Here is a 17,633-nt window from a genome sequence, read left to right as displayed (position 1 = left end):
GCTTAAGGCATTGATTTCATTTAGTAGCAAATAGGGGAGAAACCATGAGTGATATCACTTACAATACTGATGCTGATTGCATTTTTTGTAAAATTGTTGCTGGAGAAATACCGAGCAGCAGAGTTTATGAAGACGATTCGGTAGTTGCTTTTAAAGATATTAATCCTCAAGCAAAAGTGCATGTGCTGATTGTGCCGCGCAATCACTATAAGAATGTTGCTGAGCTTGCTAGTAAAGCTCCTGAAACTTTGGCCCATATTGCTGGTGTTGCACAAAAAATTGCTGATGATGAATTCAACGGTGATTATCGACTCGTATTTAATACTGGTATTGATGCTGGTCAAACAGTGTTTCATGTTCATGCTCATGTATTAACTGGCGAAAAACTTGTAGAAGGTAGCTTGTAAATCGTGACGAAAAGTACTACGCGTTTTGTGCAAATTCCTAGCGAATTAAGCTCGGTTGCAGTTTTAGGTGCTGCAGATGCTGGTTTGCGTGAGGTGGAACATGCTTTTCCAGAAGCAGATATTACTGTGCGAGGCAAAGATGTTCAAATTGTTGCTCGTTCAACTAGAGCAGATGAAGATGCAGCTAAAGCTGAGTATGCGTTTAGGCGCATGATTGATGCAGCTTACGAACAACCTATGGATGCATACGAAGTAAGACGCATGCTTGAGCGTGATATTTTGCATAACGATGAACACAATGTGCGCATAAACCGTATCGGTCATGATGGTGGAGTGCTTGGAAATAGTATTATTTCTTCATCCTATGCAATTAATAATCCTGTTTCGCGCGCTGAAAATGAGTTTTCAAGAGATTCAAGTGAGCTGTTGCCTTCTAGCGAAGAAGCGCATCGCCGTGCTATGAGCAGAAGAGCTCGAATGAGTAAAGGCGTGATCACGTTTGCTGGAGGAAATCCTGTTCGCGCAAAAACTGCTGGGCAAACAGCGTACGTGCAAGCAATGGATTGCAATATTGTAACGTTTGGAATTGGTCCTGCTGGTACTGGAAAAACGTATTTAGCAGTTGCTAAAGCTGTTCGTGCATTGGAAGATGGAAGAGTTCGCAGAATTGTTCTTACTCGTCCTGCTGTTGAAGCTGGCGAAAACTTAGGATTCTTGCCTGGCACTTTAAACGATAAAGTTGATCCATATTTGCGCCCACTCTATGATGCGCTTTCTGATATGCTTGGATCTGCACAACTAAAACGCTATCTTGACGAGAATGTTGTTGAAGTTGCTCCTCTTGCTTATATGCGAGGTCGCACATTAAACGATGCTTTTGTTATTCTTGATGAAGCGCAAAATGCGACTGTTCAACAATTAAAAATGTTCCTAACTCGACTCGGTTTTAATACAACCATGGTGATTACAGGAGATAGCACGCAGGTTGATTTAGCAGTTGTGCGTTCTGGTCTTGTTTCTATTGAGAAGATTTTGGGCGAAGTTAAAGATATTGCTTTTGTGCATTTGCAAGCAGAAGACGTTGTGCGTCATGCTTTGGTTGGTCGTATTGTGGAAGCATACGAAAATTACGATGCAATGCTTGAGCGTAAAAAACGTGAACGTACTAAAGAATCTACTGAGAGGAATAACGGATAAATCATGAGCATTGAAGTCATGAATGAAACAGTGTGGAATATTGACGCTAAAATCTTCTCAGATCTTGGAATGTGGGTTCTTCAACAAATGAAAGTAAGTACGCATTCGGATTTATCGATTACTTTTGTTGATCCAGAGCCAATTGCCTGTTTGCATGAACGTTGGATGAACCTAGAAGGCCCAACGGATGTTATGAGTTTCCCAATGGACGAGCTTACTCCTGGAAGCGATGAAAAAGTTTCTGAAGGAATGCTTGGCGACTTGGTGATTTGCCCATGGGTTGCTCAACAGCAGGCGCTCGCAGCTGGGCATAGTACTATGGAAGAAATGTTGTTGCTAACTATTCACGGCATTTTGCATTTGCTTGGCTACGATCACACTACTCCGGAAGAAGAAAAGCAAATGTTTGGTTTGCAACGTCAACTAATGCTTACTTTTTTCGCTGCTCGATCTGGAGAATTGTATGATGCAACTTTGCCAGAAGGTGCAGTAAACGAGCTTGAGCGTTACGATGCTGAGCATGAAGCGAGTAGCGTCAAAAATAAAAATAAAAAACAGCATTAAAGCGCATTAAGAGCATAATTATGGAATATATTAAGCAAATATTTTCTAGCATATCAGTTCCGCAATTGCCGTTGCATATCTGGATTGGCTTAGCTGCATTGCTTGTGCTGGCAATGCTGCTTGTATGGCTTTCTCTTGCGATGGCTGCTGCAGAAGGGGCAGTGCCTAGAGTTACTCGTGCAAGCTTAAATAATCTTATGATTGAAGCACAAACGCATGATGATGAAACTAGTGCCATAGTGCGTATGCGTCGAATTGCTAGAATCCATCGTGTAAAAAAACTGATTGCTGACCGTTATACAACTTCTGGAGCATGCGCTTTTGTGCGTGTGCTATGTAACGTTTTAGATGGAGTTTTGTTTGCTTCTTTAGCTGCATTTTTCGGCTCGCCTTTATGGGTAACTCTTATTATTGGTGTTGTTGTTTCAGTAGCTGTAGCTGTGATTTCTATTCTTGTTCGCCCACGTTCAGTTGGTGCGGCTCAACCTGTAGCAAAGTTGATGCGACTTTCTCGCATTGTGTCTATTGCTATTGCGATTAATCCTTTAGTGCATATTGCTAGCGATGTTGACGTCACTTCTAGGAAAAAGCATGTTGATCTTTCAGATGATGAAGCTTTGGAAGATATTCAGCTAGATCAAGCAAAGGCGAGTATTGATCGACTTGTTGAAGCGAATGATTTCGATCCGGAAGTTTCGGAAATGATGCGCAATGTGCTCACGCTTTCAGATACTTTGACTCGCGAAATAATGGTACCTAGAACCGATATGATTTGCGTAAAAAGCGACGAAACGCTGGAAAATTTCCTTAAATTATGCTCTCGTTCAGGATTTTCTCGAGTTCCCGTTATTGGAGATTCTGTAGATGATTTAGTAGGTGTTGCTTATCTGAAGGATGCTGTACGCGCTACTGTGTTTAATCCTGCAGCATCTTCTAGAGCAGTTGAAACAATTAGCCGAGACCCTATGCTTGTTCCTGAGTCGAAGCCGGTTGACGATTTATTCCATGAAATGCAACGAATTCGCCAGCATGTGGCAGTAGTGGTTGACGAATACGGCGGTATTGCAGGCTTGGTTACTATTGAGGATGCTATTGAGCAAATTGTTGGCGAGTTGGAAGATGAGCACGATCGCACTCAGCATGCAGATCCAGAAGAAATACGTGACGGCGTGTGGAAGATGCCTGCTCGAACGTCAATCGCAGATTTGGAAGATATTTTTGAAGTTCATATTGACGAAGACGATGTGGATACTGTGTTTGGTTTGCTTACGAAGTTGATTGGTAATGTGCCGATTGTTGGTTCCAGCGCTGTTACAAGAGGACTAAAATTAACTGCTGTAGATTCAGCTGGTAGGCGAAAGAAAGTATCTACTATTTTAGTAGAACGAGATGCACAAGTTTTGGAAGAGTCTAAGGATTCTAAGGATAATCAAAATGACATTAGCTCTTCCGAAAAATCTGCTGAAAGCAAACAAACCAATGCTTTGAAGCAAGCTAGTACTATGAAACAAACGAATATGCTGAAATAAAGAACTGGACGGTAAGAATAACGTGAATAATATTAACAACTTCGACGACACTGATGACTTCGACGACGAGATGTTTGCAAATCTAGACGCTTCAACTCGCGCAACGATTTCTACTCCTGATTTTCACGGTTATCGTTCCGGTTTCGTAGCTGTAGTTGGTAGACCAAACGTTGGTAAGTCTACGCTTATGAATGCTCTTATTGGTACGCAAATTGCTATTGCGTCGTCTCGTCCGGAAACTACGCGTAAAGCTATTCGAGGGATTGTTACTACCGATAATGCACAAATGGTGTTGGTTGATACTCCAGGTATTCACCGTCCTCGTACGCTTCTTGGTCAGCGTTTGAACGATATTGTTGACGAGTCACTTTCAGATGTTGACGCGATTGCATTTTTGCTTCCAGCAGACCAGGAGATTGGTCCTGGGGATAGGCGAATTCTGAGTCGACTTCGTTCTGATTTTGCTAAAAAAGATGAGAAGGGCAATTGGACTTGGAAAGTTCCGCTTATCGGTATTGTTACGAAAATTGATACGCTTAGCCGCAGCGAGTTAGTTGAGCATTTGCTTCAAATACAACAGTTTGCTGATTTTACGGATATCGTGCCGGTTAGTGCGTTGGAACGCGACAATGTTGACGAAGTTAAGAATGTTTTGATTCAAAACTTGCCTGAAGGTCCGCAAATGTATCCGGCGGATCAGCTTAGTGAGGAAAGCCCAGAAAGCATGATTTCGGAGCTTATTCGCGGCGCATTTTTGGAAGAGTTGGACGACGAGTTGCCTCATTCTTTAGCTGTTGTAGTTGACGATATTGTGTATCCGGGCGGTGGAGAGGATACTCAATACGACGACAATAAAGCGCATGTGCTTGTATCTGTTTATGTTGAGCGTGATTCTCAAAAGCCGATTATTATTGGCCATCGTGCGGAGCATTTAGTGCGCGTAAAGAAGCGTTTGCGCACGGCTGTAAATCGTATTACTGGCACAAAAGCTGTGCTTGAATTGCATGTGAAGGTTGCAAAAGGATGGCAGAGCGATCCTAAGAAGCTTGAGCGTTTGGGGTTCTAGTAGAGCATATTTACTTATTTTGTGACAATCTACTTAATAAGTAATAATGGTTTCTGTGGAAGTGATTATGAGAGTAACCTTACTCAAGTTGAAAACACAATTCTTTGCAAATAAGTTGTAATAAAAAGTGACGCAACGGTGAATGCCGCTGCGTCACTTCATTTTTGTTTGTTAATTAGATTTCAGCTTCTTACAGAAGTGTGTCAGGATCAACTACAGGGGTATCCGTAGTGCTAGATGCAGGTAAAGTAGTTGAAGCGTTGGAGCCGTTTAAGTCTCCGAAGTTGAAGTCTCCGATGTTGGTTCCGCTGAAGTCGGTGGTGTTGCCTAAGCCGAAGTTGAAGTCTCCGATGTTGGTTCCGCTGAAGTCGGTGGTGTTGCCTAAGCCGAAGTTGAAGTCTCCGATGTTGGTTCCGCTGAAGTCGGTGGTGTTGCCTAAGCCGAAGTTGAAGTCTCCGATGTTGGTTCCGCCGAAGTCGGTGGTGTTGCCCAAGCCGAAGTTGAAGTCTCCTAAGCCGAAGTTAGAAGAATTGATATCTCCTACACCAATATTGTAATCGGAATGGCTAAAGCTTGGATATTCTTCTGGAATATTGATATTTGGCATAACATCTGGTGTAACAGTATGATCTACTTCAGGATCTGACGGCACGGTGTGGTCAGGAACTGACGGCACGGTGTGGTCAGGAACCGATGGCACGGTGTGATCAGGAACCGACGGCACGGTGTGATCAGGAACTGACGGTGTTGGTGTTTGGCTGGAAGATCCACCATTACCATTGATGTACCTGTCAATAAGTTGTTTGTATTGTTCGATTGTGAAAGGAGCGCTTTCTGTTGAAGCATCCCATGCTGCAATGCTACCGTACTCATTACTAATGTTTCCAGTAGTGAATCCCATTGAACCAAGTGAGCCGTTAATGAAGTTCAAATAGTGACCAACTTCGCCTTCTGGAGCCTCTTGTCCACGTGACTTGTATTCGTCGTAAACTTTCTTTTCGTCTGTAATCCACTGCTTCATTGCGCCAGTCATTGTTTCAGGTGTTGTGCCACCGGTGTATGAACCATCGCCGTAATCAGCCCAAGCCAAATTTTCATAAGTATTATAGTGACGAGCATGACCGATGTAGTTTGCAGAATAGAATGCATCGTTAATTGCATCAGCGGTTAATTGGAGGCTTACGCCCATAGGACTTAATCCTATGCTTTGGCGATAAGCATTAATTGCTTGCATATAAGATATTGCTTTGCTTAAGCGAGAAAGAGAATCTGGGTAAATATCTCCTTTTCCTAAAGTCACCTTTGAGTCGTACCAGCTTGGCTTATTTAATTGTCCGGTCAAAGTTTCGTAAGCTTTGCGAGCATCTTCGCGCTGTGCCGCAGTAAGAGAAGGATCGTTCATTGCAAATCTAAAAAGACCTGCGGCAGTCTTTTCTACACTGCTTTGTGAAGTTGTTGCGCCTTTTGTTAGTGGAGCTGATGCTACATTGTAAGTGACTTTATTGTTAGGAATGAGAACAGTAGGTTGTTTTAAATCAGTTTCGTTTGCATATGCACTATTGGCAGTAACTGCAAACATTGAGATAGAAGCCCCAGTTAAAATTACCGCTACGCTTGCGGCAGTAAGTTTCTTAGAAAAAGTATTTGAATAAACTTTTCTTTCAGATTTTATAGTTTTGTTTTTATTCATAATTGTTCTCTTTCTTGTAGGAAAAATTCCCTTGCACGCATAATTTTAATAAGTATGTGAAACATTTTAAATGTGTATTTTTTATGCAATTTACCCCGCATTTGTAGAGTTAAATATATTAACTTTCCAAATACGGGGTAAATTGTGTGCGTTCAGCTGAGTTAATTTAAACAAACTACTTTTTGCGCGTCGTATACATTTGTGTATTAAGTAAAGTAGTGTAGCGCTTAATAACTCGTGGACGAATAATCTTCATAGACGCAGTCATTAAGCCGTTTTCTTGCGTAAACTCTTCTGGCAAAATAATGAACTTTCGCACAGATTCTGCGCGTGACACGCCTTCATTGGCAAGATCTATAAATTTTTGCACTTCAGCACGAACGACAGCATTATTAGCAGCCTCTTCCATGCTCATAGTAGCGTCAAGACCCTTGAGTTTAAGCCAATTTCGTAAAGTTTCTTCGTCTAAAGTAACAAGTGCAGAAATAAACGGACGCTTATCTCCAAGAACGAGAGCCTGAGACACAAGTTCGCATCTCTTAATCATCTCTTCAATAGGTCCAGGAGCAACATTCTTACCGCCAGCAGTAATAATCAAATCCTTCTTACGTCCGGTAATATAAAGCATGCCATCGTCGTCAATTCGTCCCAAATCGCCTGTTGCGTACCATCCGTCTTTAGTAAATGAAGTTTCTGTTGCTTCATCGTTCTTGTGATACTTATGGAATACGCAAGTGCCTTTAATTTGAACTTCGCCGTCGGATGCGATTCGCAAAGTAAAAGCTGGGAATGCAATGCCAACAGAACCTTCTCGGAATGGAACTCCAATAGGAGTAAACGCGCATGGTGCAGTAGTTTCTGTAAGACCATAACCTTCGTAGACAGGAACTCCTGCTCCGCGGAAGAATGAAAGCAATTCAGGATCTAGAGGAGCTCCACCTGCAACAATCCAGCGTGCGCGACCGCCAAGAGCTTGGCGAAGTGGACGATAAACAAGCGGATCGTAAGCAGTGCGGCGAGCTTTAGTAAGAGCCTTAGCGTCACCAAATTCCTGAACTTCCTTCATATACTGCTGTGCTGTCACAACAGCACCCTGGAAAGCCAAGCCTTTAGCACCGTGACCAGCCTTCTGCGAAGCTGCGTTATAAACCTTCTCAAGAACTCGAGGGACAACAATCATAACCGTAGGTTTTGCAACTTGCAAATCGGAAATCAAAGTAGGAATACCTTGAGCAATATAAATGCGCAACGTACTTGCAACAACAATATAGTTAATTGCTCTTGCAAAAGAGTGTGCTTGAGGAAGGAATAGAAGCACAGAGCCGTCTTTTTCGCTAAGCAAATTCGGCAAGTAAACAGGCAAATTCAACGCTGTAGTGCAATAGTGTTCGTGAGTCATTTCCACACCTTTAGGTGCAGCTGTGGAGCCAGAAGTGTAAACAATAGAGCACAAGTCTGTTTTCTTTACAGAATCAATGCGAGCATCTAGTTCCTCATCGCTAACAGCGTATCCGAAAGCTTGAAGTTCTGCTAAACCGCCTGTTTCAATGCAAATAATGCGTTCCAAACTTGGGCATTCTTCAATAGCTCCATCAGCTTTATCTCGCATGTCAGTTGTTTCAACAATAAGGAAACGCGAGTCGGAATTATTCACAATATTGCGAATTTGCTCAGCTGAATCCGTGTCATAAATAGTTGCAAGAACACCGCCGCAAGCCATAACTGCTGCGTCTGTTACATCCCACTCGTATGATGTTTTGCACATAAAAGCAACAGCGTCGCCTTTGCGCAATCCGTAGTGCATCAAACCTTTTGCGGCATCGCGTACTTCTTGAAGGAACTGATTAGCTGTTTTTGTGACCCACTTATCGTTTTCTTTATAAGTGTAAAGAGGATCGTCGCCCATACGTGCTGCACGATCTGCGTATAAGTCATAAATGCTTGTGCCATCGTCAAGAGGTGCTGCGCTTTCGGTTTTTGTGGTCAGCAAGCCTGTTTCCGGATCGATAAACGTCGTTGTTGGCATTTGCGCACCCCACTCTTCTACGTGTGGAAGGCGTTGTTTTTGTGAAAGTAAAGTATTTGTGTTTTCTTGATCCGTATTAAGGTAGTCTGGTCCGCCTGCACGGTCATCACTGACTGGGTGCGCGAAGTTACTGCCAATACGCAATGCTTTACGGGCAAGATTAAACGCTTGCTGTTGGAGTGCATTAAAAACGGACACATTTGCTCCTTCATTATGCCAAACGGCTTGCGGATTAAGCGCACATCATAGTATCATGCTATGCACTTACATACTATTAACTATAATAATCGTTTGTATGCTCAAGTAGCAGTTATATTCGATTTGATTAGTAATAATTTTGTATTTGCTATAAGTCGTAGCCTGTCGTTAGAATAGCAAAGTTGCTTTGGCGAGGGAATATGCCACTAGCTTGTGATTAGTTTGTTGGCAGAGTTCCGTTATCGACTGGGCTGATAGCCTCTTATGGTTTTCGGCGCGTCGGTGCGCCTGAAGCTGGATTAACAAACTAAACTATCCAGACCATAAGGAGACCGATATGGCTACAAAAATTACTCTTGAAGGCGAATTGCGCACTGAGTTTGGTAAGGGTGTTGCTCGTCGTTTGCGCGTAGCTAAGCTGATTCCAGCAAGCCTTTATGCTGGCGGTGCTGAACCAGTGCATGTTACTCTTCCAATGCGCGAGACCACTTTGGCTTTGCGTCACGCTAATGCTTTGTTCACTATTAAGTTTGGCGAGGAATCTCGCATTGCAGTTGTTAAGGATGTTCAGCGTAACCCTGTTAAGCGCATTGTAGAACACATTGACTTCTACGAAGTTAAGGCTGGCGAAAAGATTGACGTTGAAGTTCCAGTCTTCGTTGAAGGCACTCCAAAGGGTGCTGCAGTTGCATTCGTGGATGTCCAGGAGCTCAAGGTTCGCGCAGACGTTGCTAACTTGCCAGAGCGTTTGGTTGTTAACGTTGATGGTTTGACCGACGGTACCAAGGTGTTTGCTAAGGATGTCAAGCTTCCTCAGGGTGTTGAGCTCGATATGGATGGCGAAGAATCCGTGGTGAGCGTCACTGTTCCTGAAGATGCTGCTACAACCGAAGCTGCTGCTCCAGCTGCTGATGCTGCTGCTGATGCTGCTCCTGCTGCCGCTCCAGCTGCAGAAGAAAAGTAAGTTATAAAATAAGTTAATGTATTTGATTACTAATTAACTTATAATTCATAACTTATAAAATAGTTTAAAATTTTAAGCCGCATAAGTCAGTTCTTATGCGGCTTTTTTCATATAAAATCAACAAATTTGCTAAATAATTTTTATTTTAAAGCATATTTTTTGAAATATTTCTTAAGATATTTTGGCGTGTAAGTTTTGCGAAAAACAAGAATCGTATTAATCTATACGTTAATTGCGGTAAAAGGCAAGTAGAAATAATCCACATAGAAAAGAGACATAATGGCTGATTTAGAAGTAGCTCCAGAGTTTTCTGACGCTTATGAGTCTTATGATCATAGCGATACAGCTCTGTTGAACAAATTGGCTGGCAACTTTGAAGTTCTGCCGAATGATAATCCAGTTTCGGATGCAAAACGCAACGAACTTATTGATAAGCCTGCTTTCGGTCAGATTTTCTCCGACAATATGGTTCATATGTCTTGGACTAAAGGTGAAGGATGGTCTGATCGTCGTGTAGAGCCTTATGGTCCATTGAAAATGGATCCAGGTGCATCTGTGTTGCACTATGCTCAGGAGTGCTTTGAAGGTTTGAAGGCTTATAAGCGCGCCGACGGCTCTATTTGGCTTTTCCGCCCAGATATTAATGCTGCTCGTTTCCAAAATTCTGCTAAGCGTTTGTATTTGCCGGAACTCTCTATTGATGATTTTATTGGATCGGTTGCAGCCTTGGTAAAGCGAGACAAGCAATGGGTTCCGAGCCGTCGAGAGTATACGCTTTACATGCGTCCATTCATGTTTGCTTCCGAGCCGTTCCTCGGTGTGCGCGAAGCTCACGAAGTTGAATACTGTGTTATTGCTTCTCCATCCGGCCCATACTTCAAGGGTGGTTTGAAGCCTGTTAGCATTTGGGTTGAAGATCAGTGGTTCCGCACTGGTCCTGGTGGTACTGGTTTTGCTAAGTGTGGTGGAAATTATGCAGCTTCCTTACTTGGTGAATACAAGGGTATTGAGCATGGTTGTGAGCAAGTGTGCTTCGTTGATGCTGCAACTAAGACATATTTGGAAGAGCTTGGTGGCATGAATATGTTCGCACTCCACAAGGATGGCCATTTGGAAACTCCATCTCTTACTGGCAGCATTCTTCCTGGCGTTACGCGTCGTTCTTTGATTCAGCTTGCTGAGGAAGCAGGACATAAGGTTGTTGAAACCATGATTCCTCTTCAAGGGTTGCTTGACGATATTCGTTCTGGCGAGGTTACTGAAGTCTTTGCTTGCGGTACTGCTGCAATCATTACGCCAATTGGTCGTTTTAAGTCCGATGAATTCGATCTTAAGGTTGCCGATGGTGGCGTTGGTGAGTTAACTCAGGCTTTGCGCGATGAGTTACTTGGCATTCAGCTCGGTGATGTCGAAGATAAGCATAACTGGATGTGGAAAGTTTGCGACTAATTTATATAAGTTAGTTAATATTATCTCATCTAATGTTGCTTATGGCGCGTTGTACTCTATATATTTAGATATCGTATAGAGTACAACGCGTTTGTTTGTTATACACGTAGTGTTTTGGCGAATTTATTTGAAGGGAAATGCTTTGGAAGGTGCGTTAGGGGATAACGTCTTTTTTCTTATAGTTGAGTATGTTGCTATGGGATGTTGTGGCATGGTTGGCGGCATGTGGGCTATTCGTAAGAATTATGATGTTTTTGCGATTATTACTACGTCTTGGATAACTGCATTGGGTGGCGGTATTGTTCGTGATGTGTTGCTTGGAGCATTGCCGCCTGTTGGTATTGCTGATCGTGGTTTTGTTATTACAGGTCTGCTTTCTGGTGTTATTGTGGCTGTTGCTCACCCTGAGATTGATAAATGGCGTTGGCTTATGCTTACGCTTGATGCCTTGGCGTTGGGTCTGTTTGCTGTGAATGGCACAGCAAAAGGTTTGGATTTTCACATGTCTGGTATGGCTTCAGTATTTTTAGGAATGGCAACTGCTTTGGGTGGCGGTTTGATTCGCGACATGATTTTGAACCAAGTTCCTGTTATTGTGCGAGATAAGCATTGGTATGCTTTACCTGCTGCTCTTGGATGTGTATTAACTGTTTTTGTTGTAAAAGCAAAGCATGCAGGTTACTTTGGTTTAACTGTTGAAATATTGCTTGATGTTCTTATTGTTGTTCTTGTTGTTGCAATGCGCTTGTTGTCTGTGAAACTAGATTTAACTTTATTTGGAGCAATGAACCGCACGGAACCTATTAAGGTTAGACGTCCTCGTATTCGTCGTATTAATAATCGTCGTCACCGCTAATATTGCATACGATGATAAAAATAATCCCCAGCACCGATTGGTACTGGGGATTTTCCTTACATGCTGTGTTATGCAGTTATCTGCACAAACTTCACAGAGCGTTAATCGCTACAGCAAGACCAGACTTGCGGTTTGCAGCCTGATTCTTATGAATCACGCCACGACCTGCAGCCTTGTCAAGCTTCTTAGCGGCTACTGCGAAAGCGGCCTGCGCTGCAGCCTTATCACCAGCGGTGATGGCTTCACGAGTAGCACGAATAGCGGTCTTCAAAGCAGACTTTACTGCTACGTTACGCTTATGTGCTTTCTCGTTAGTGAGAACACGCTTTTTCTGCGACTTAATGTTTGCCACTGTTACTCCAAACGACGTTTGCTATATAAGGACATACAAATAGTAAGTGTATCATGCTTATTAGATAACGTTATTCGTTTCTATTGTTCGTTTTGGGATTTCCTCCTCAATGTGGCGCGAGTTTTGGGGGATTTCTCTCCTCGCACGTCCCGTCCTTCGTGCGCTCTGGCTGCTAAAAGAGCTTAGTGTGTTCGTCTTTCTTTAAAGAATGTAGCTTCTCAGTCCTCTTTTAGTGCTCGTAGAGAAATCCCCCAAACTCTGCGTGTTTAATCTTTAATAACCGTGTTAATCGCAGAGATTTTTCGATTTTTCTTCTTCGCTTGGCGAATCAGCAGCCTGCGGTTCTGCGCGACGACCTGCCTGAGCGCTTAAAGCGTAGCGCGCGAAGGCAACTCGGAGCGGAAACTCGCTCAGGTTGGAAGTCCAGTGGACTTCCAACGCGAGTTTCGTAGCAAGCGCGTTACCCGCGCGAGCGTCCGCGCTCAGTGCGAAAAATCTCAAATCTCTACCACGTGAATACTTACTTAACTGATAACGACGAATATTAAGTCAAATAAGCTATTAGTTTTTTGCGTAGCGTTATTTTGTATTGTCAAAACTCAATAAGTGCTAAAAATATTGATTTATATTATAAAATAGGGTAGTAGAGTTGGTAAGATTAATTACTTGCGTAGCTTACGCAATTTAATACTATCCGCGTATTTAATAAGGAGATGCTTGCTTTGATTACACCGCATAACCAGCCAGGATTTACGGATCAATCGTTGATACGCAATTTCTGCATTATTGCGCATATAGATCATGGCAAGTCCACTGTAGCAGATCGCATTTTACAACTTTCAGGAATCGTGCCAGAGCGTGAAATGCGAGACCGTTTCTTGGATCGCATGGATATTGAGCAAGAGCGCGGTATTACTATTAAATCGCAGGCTGTTCGCGTTCCTTGGACTTTTGAAGGCAAAGAGTATTCGCTTGGAATGATTGATACTCCTGGACACGTCGATTTTACTTATGAAGTTTCGCGCGCGCTGGCAGCATGCGAAGGTGCGGTGCTGTTGGTAGATGCAACCCAAGGCATTGAAGCGCAAACGCTTTCTAATCTTTATATGGCAATCGACCATAATTTAACGATTATTCCTGTTCTTAACAAAATCGATTTGCCTAGCGCTGAACCAGATAAGCATGCTGAAGAAATAGCTGGTTTAATTGGTTGCAAGCCGGAGGACGTGTTGCGCGTTTCTGGTAAAACCGGCGAAGGTGTTAAAGACTTACTTGATCAAATTGTGCTGGAAGTTCCAGCCCCAAGCGGAAATCCTGATGCTCCTGCTCGCGCTCTTATTTTTGATTCAGTATACGATTCGTATCGCGGAATCGTCACCTATATTCGTATGGTTGATGGCGAACTTAAGTCGCGCGAAAAGTTGCATATGATGGGAATCGGCATGACGCACGATCCTATTGAAATCGGCGTTATTAGCCCAGATATGACTCCAACTAAGGCGCTTGGAGCCGGAGAAGTAGGCTATGTAATTACAGGTGCAAAAGACGTGAGTCAATCTAAAGTTGGCGACACCATTACCAGCGCTATAAATTCTGCATCTGAGCCTTTGGATGGTTATCGCGATCCTAAACCTATGGTTTACGCAGGTCTTTTCCCAATTGATAACGCGCAATTCCCGGATCTTCGAGATGCTCTCGACAAGCTAAAACTTAACGACGCTGCTCTTATTTACGAGCCAGAAACCTCGGTTGCGTTGGGCTTTGGTTTTCGTTGCGGATTCTTGGGTCTTCTTCATATGGAGATTGTTTCCGAGCGTTTAAGCCGAGAGTTTGGCTTGGATCTTATTTCCACTGCTCCTAACGTAACTTATGACGTTACTAGCGAAGATGGTAAAGAGCATCATGTAACGAATCCTAGCGAGTTTCCAGAAGGCAAGATTAAGCGCATTATTGAACCAATGGTTGCTGCCGATATTATTACGCCGAAAGAATTTATTGGTGCTGTAATGGATTTGTGTCAGGAACATCGCGGAGAAATGGGCACAATGGAATATATTAGTGCCGACCGCGTGGAGATGCATTACAGGATTCCTCTTGCAGAAATCGTTTTTGACTTCTTCGATCAGCTTAAAAGTCGCACAAAAGGCTACGCTTCTCTCGACTACCATGAAGACGGCGAGCAGTCTGCGGATCTTGTGAAGGTTGATATTCTTATTCAGGGAGATAAGGTTGACGCTTTTAGCGCAATTGTGCACCGCGATAAGGCTTATTCTTACGGCGTTATGATGACTAAGAAGCTTCGTGGACTTATTCCTCGCCAGCAATTTGAGATCCCAATTCAAGCTGCAATCGGCTCTAGAATTATTGCTCGCGAAACTATTAGCGCACTTCGAAAAGACGTGCTCGCTAAATGCTACGGCGGCGATATTACGCGTAAACGTAAGCTTCTCGAAAAGCAGAAGGCTGGTAAGAAGCGTATGAAGATGCTCGGCCATGTTGAAGTTCCTCAAGAAGCGTTTGTTGCTGCATTAGCTACAGACGAGAGCGCAAACGATCGCGATACTAAAGATAAGATTCGTGCAGCACAAAAGTCCGAGGGATGAGTTTAGAGTTGGATGCTGAATTAAATAAATCAGCTATGCAAACTAAAAGTATGCCTTTTGAAGTGTACGTGCATGTGCCGTTTTGTTTGCGTCGCTGCGGTTATTGCGATTTTAATACGTATACTGCTCGCGATTTAGGAGAGGGAGCAAGTCGCGAAGGGTACGCGGATGTTGCGATTCGTGAAATGCAACTCGTAAAAAAATGGCAGGAATATCACGGGATTTTCGAGTCTAAAGCGCAATCTGTTTTCTTCGGCGGCGGCACTCCAACAGTTCTTAAAGCGCGCGACTTAGTGCGAATTTTGCAAGAAATACGTAACTTGTGGGGATTGAAAACTGGAGCGGAAATAACTACTGAAGCAAATCCGGATACTGCAGATGAAAAGTATATTGAGACGCTTGCAGAAGGTGGATTTACTCGAATATCTTTTGGAATGCAATCGGCTGTTCCGCATGTTCTTAAAACTCTTGACCGTACTCATACTCCAGAAAATGTAACTCGCGGTGTAAACGCAGCAAACGCATGTGGCTTGCGTTCAAGCGTTGACTTGATTTATGGAGCTCCGGGGGAGAGTTTAGACGATTGGCGAAAGTCGGTAGAAATGGCTTTAAGTCTAGGCGTTAACCATATTTCTGCATACGCGCTAACGGTAGAGCCGCGTACAAAAATGGGCCGTCAAATCGCTGCTGGCACTATTCAAGCGCCAAATGATGATGATGAAGCCGCAAAATACGAGTTGGCAGACGAACTTTTTAACTCTGCTGGATTACAATGGTACGAGATTTCTAATTGGGCGCGTCCTGGTTTTGAGTCTCGTCATAATCTTGGCTACTGGCGAAATATTGATTGGGCTGGAATTGGTCCTGGAGCACATTCGCACTACAATGCTGCAAATCACATTAGTAAACAAAGCATGGATGATAGTGCTTCTTTAGCTAATACAAGTGAGTTTTATAACCTTCGCTCATGGGATATTTTGCACCCAAAACATTGGGCTCATGCTATTAACGCAGGAAACGTGCCGTGGCAAAACTACGAGTGTATAAATGCTGAAGACGCGCTTATTGAAGAGGTAATGCTTGGGCTTCGCATTAAAGAAGGGCTTGATATTTCGCAATTGTGCGAAAAAATGCGCGAAACTAATGAGGTGTTCGATGATTCACATTTGCAAAAAGTGTTACGCGAAGTGTGTAAGGAAGATTTGGCAGTATTGCACGAAAATCGCATTATCGCAACACGCAAAGGTAGGCTGCTCAACGATTTATTAATAGAAAGAATTGTTGACGCGTGTGAAGAAGGTATGACCGTGCTAAAATAATGCGTATTGTGTCATAAATGCTTGATATAAGAAAATTCAATGTAGAAAGGAACAATCATGGCAAACCGCAAAGAGCGTCGCGCGAAGGAAAGGCAGAGCCGCAAAGGGATTCCTTCTCAATATGATGAAACAAAAGGTCGCGCTCGCGGAGGCATGATTGACGAATACAATTTACAAGAACGCTCTAGAAGACTTCAAGAGAGGGGAACTGGTCCTTGGAAGCCAACGTCTAACGTGACAGCTGAGGAGGAGAGATTGGCTCGCAATGTTAAGCGATCTCAGGTTGGCGATGATACTTGGAATGTTGTTCGTAAAGTTGTTGGAGTGTTTTCCTGGGCTGTGATTTTGCTTTCAGCGCTTGCTTTCTTGGTGATTATGTGGCTTCCTAATCAGCCTATTGTGCTTGTTGTGGTAGTTTCTGTTTTGTTTGCATTAGGCGTGTTTGGCTTGTTCTTTAGCTTTAGTAATTCTAGGCAGAATCCGCGCCTTGACGAGCACGGCACTGCGATTTAGATGTACTTATAAAATAAGAATGTTTTTAATAATTAAGGCGGGCACTTGCTAATAACAACGTGCTCGCCTTAGTTATTTGTGTGCGCTCCGAACTGCTTTCGCGCTTAGAGCGTAGCGCGCGAAAGCAACTCGGAGCGGAAACTCGCTTAAGTTGGAAGTCCAGTGGACTTCCAACGCGAGTTTCGTAAGCGAGCGCTTATTCCTCACGGCTATTGGTAGCCGTTCGGCTGATTTGGCATGTGAAGCACACCGTGCTTCACAATTGAGCCAAATCACGCTTTGAAAGAGCTTGAAATCCTGTTGATTTCAAGCTCGGCCAAAGCGCGCGAGCGCATACTGCGTTACGGTCTCTAGTTGGCGCTCTTCGGGCATTCGCGCATTTACACAATAGGATGCTTAATGTAGTAATCTCGCATTGACTTCTTGGAAATTATTTCCTCGCTGCCTTGATTTGCAGATATGCCGATTCTCGCGCGAATCCACGGATCTTCTTTATGTGTTCTTTCGCTGAGCTGATTTCCTGTAAGATTTCCAAGTTTTGCGCACACTTCCTCTATAATCTTCACCTGCTCATATTCTAAAGTTGCGCATCTTTCTGGAAGAGAAATCAGTAGTTCCTCTTTGCGAATTGTGAATCTTCCTCGATGCCTGTTAAATAATTCCAATGAAACTGGACCGTTCGTCCAAGCTTCAAAATCTTCCGGAAATAGCGACAATCCAGTTGTAGCTAAGCTGTGCGCTTGAGAATAATACACAAGCTTTTGCAGCTTCATAGTTGTCATTGGCCCCATAATTTCCAATATTTTTGCCGCTACGTTAATAATACCCATCGCGCACCTCCTTTTTCTTTGCAACAAATTAATAGCGATTTTATGAATGGAAAAAGTGAGCGTCAATTCG

General features: G+C 43.3%; 15 protein-coding genes. 11 read left to right on the top strand and 4 right to left on the bottom strand.

The window, feature by feature from the left end:
* Positions 1–44: 44 nt before the first annotated feature.
* The 5 genes from DOD25_RS03210 (at position 45) to era (ending at position 4,763) form a co-directional block, all read left to right on the top strand.
* Positions 45–407 carry a histidine triad nucleotide-binding protein gene (locus DOD25_RS03210; RefSeq protein WP_004106318.1) on the top strand — a complete coding sequence of 121 codons (363 nt, stop codon included), beginning with the start codon at positions 45–47 and terminating at the stop codon, positions 405–407.
* A gap of 3 nt (positions 408–410) precedes the next feature.
* Positions 411–1,604 (top strand): PhoH family protein, encoded by a 1,194-nt coding sequence (locus tag DOD25_RS03205; protein WP_064340646.1) that lies wholly within the window; start codon positions 411–413, stop codon positions 1,602–1,604.
* A gap of 3 nt (positions 1,605–1,607) precedes the next feature.
* A complete protein-coding gene (gene ybeY / locus DOD25_RS03200; RefSeq protein ID WP_064340645.1) occupies positions 1,608–2,168 on the top strand; it encodes an rRNA maturation RNase YbeY in 561 nt (186 codons plus the stop codon).
* Positions 2,169–2,188: 20 nt separating this feature from the next.
* Entirely contained in the window at positions 2,189–3,697 is a 1,509-nt protein-coding gene (locus tag DOD25_RS03195) for a hemolysin family protein (protein ID WP_004106315.1), read from the top strand.
* A gap of 70 nt (positions 3,698–3,767) precedes the next feature.
* Complete coding sequence (gene era, locus DOD25_RS03190; RefSeq protein ID WP_004119093.1) at positions 3,768–4,763, top strand: GTPase Era; 996 nt, start codon at positions 3,768–3,770, stop codon at positions 4,761–4,763.
* A 190-nt stretch (positions 4,764–4,953) separates the two neighbouring features.
* Here the strand turns inward: era and DOD25_RS03185 are convergent, their stop codons facing one another.
* On the bottom strand, positions 4,954–6,453 hold the full coding sequence (locus tag DOD25_RS03185) for a CAP domain-containing protein (RefSeq protein ID WP_112928672.1): 1,500 nt from the start codon (positions 6,451–6,453) through the stop codon (positions 4,954–4,956).
* A gap of 175 nt (positions 6,454–6,628) precedes the next feature.
* Positions 6,629–8,677, bottom strand: coding sequence for an AMP-dependent synthetase/ligase (locus DOD25_RS03180; RefSeq protein WP_004106511.1), 2,049 nt, complete (start codon positions 8,675–8,677; stop codon positions 6,629–6,631).
* A gap of 337 nt (positions 8,678–9,014) precedes the next feature.
* Between DOD25_RS03180 and DOD25_RS03175 the strand changes: the two genes are divergently transcribed.
* From DOD25_RS03175 to DOD25_RS03165, 3 genes are all read left to right on the top strand, one after another.
* Positions 9,015–9,641 (top strand): 50S ribosomal protein L25/general stress protein Ctc, encoded by a 627-nt coding sequence (locus DOD25_RS03175; protein WP_064340722.1) that lies wholly within the window; start codon positions 9,015–9,017, stop codon positions 9,639–9,641.
* A gap of 279 nt (positions 9,642–9,920) precedes the next feature.
* Positions 9,921–11,090: a branched-chain amino acid aminotransferase gene (locus tag DOD25_RS03170; protein ID WP_004106516.1), complete on the top strand. Its 1,170-nt coding sequence runs from the start codon at positions 9,921–9,923 to the stop codon at positions 11,088–11,090.
* A 142-nt stretch (positions 11,091–11,232) separates the two neighbouring features.
* Complete coding sequence (locus DOD25_RS03165) at positions 11,233–11,946, top strand: trimeric intracellular cation channel family protein (RefSeq protein WP_032842495.1); 714 nt, start codon at positions 11,233–11,235, stop codon at positions 11,944–11,946.
* Between the two features lie 91 nt (positions 11,947–12,037).
* Here DOD25_RS03165 and rpsT read toward each other — a convergent pair whose 3' ends face one another.
* On the bottom strand, positions 12,038–12,298 hold the full coding sequence (gene rpsT, locus DOD25_RS03160) for a 30S ribosomal protein S20 (protein WP_004106518.1): 261 nt from the start codon (positions 12,296–12,298) through the stop codon (positions 12,038–12,040).
* Between the two features lie 722 nt (positions 12,299–13,020).
* Here rpsT and lepA point away from each other — a divergent pair.
* Genes lepA through DOD25_RS03140 form a run of 3 tightly spaced genes read left to right on the top strand, consistent with a single transcriptional unit; the run spans position 13,021 to position 16,733 of the window.
* Positions 13,021–14,901 (top strand): translation elongation factor 4, encoded by a 1,881-nt coding sequence (gene lepA / locus DOD25_RS03150; protein WP_032835221.1) that lies wholly within the window; start codon positions 13,021–13,023, stop codon positions 14,899–14,901.
* Positions 14,898–16,220 carry a radical SAM family heme chaperone HemW gene (gene hemW, locus DOD25_RS03145; RefSeq protein ID WP_112928670.1) on the top strand — a complete coding sequence of 441 codons (1,323 nt, stop codon included), beginning with the start codon at positions 14,898–14,900 and terminating at the stop codon, positions 16,218–16,220. The genes lepA and hemW overlap by 4 nt, the downstream gene beginning before the upstream one ends.
* A 57-nt stretch (positions 16,221–16,277) precedes the next feature.
* The gene (locus DOD25_RS03140; protein ID WP_004106523.1) at positions 16,278–16,733 is read left to right on the top strand and encodes a hypothetical protein; all 456 of its coding nucleotides are present in this window, start codon (positions 16,278–16,280) and stop codon (positions 16,731–16,733) included.
* A gap of 380 nt (positions 16,734–17,113) precedes the next feature.
* Here the strand turns inward: DOD25_RS03140 and DOD25_RS03135 are convergent, their stop codons facing one another.
* Positions 17,114–17,563: a Panacea domain-containing protein gene (locus DOD25_RS03135; protein ID WP_064340324.1), complete on the bottom strand. Its 450-nt coding sequence runs from the start codon at positions 17,561–17,563 to the stop codon at positions 17,114–17,116.
* Positions 17,564–17,633: the final 70 nt, after the last annotated feature.

Origin of the sequence: Gardnerella leopoldii (genome assembly GCF_003293675.1) — a bacterium.
Taxonomy (GTDB): domain Bacteria; phylum Actinomycetota; class Actinomycetes; order Actinomycetales; family Bifidobacteriaceae; genus Bifidobacterium; species Bifidobacterium leopoldii.
Note: the sequence above shows the minus strand (reverse complement) of the source record. Positions and strands in the feature narration are given on the sequence as shown.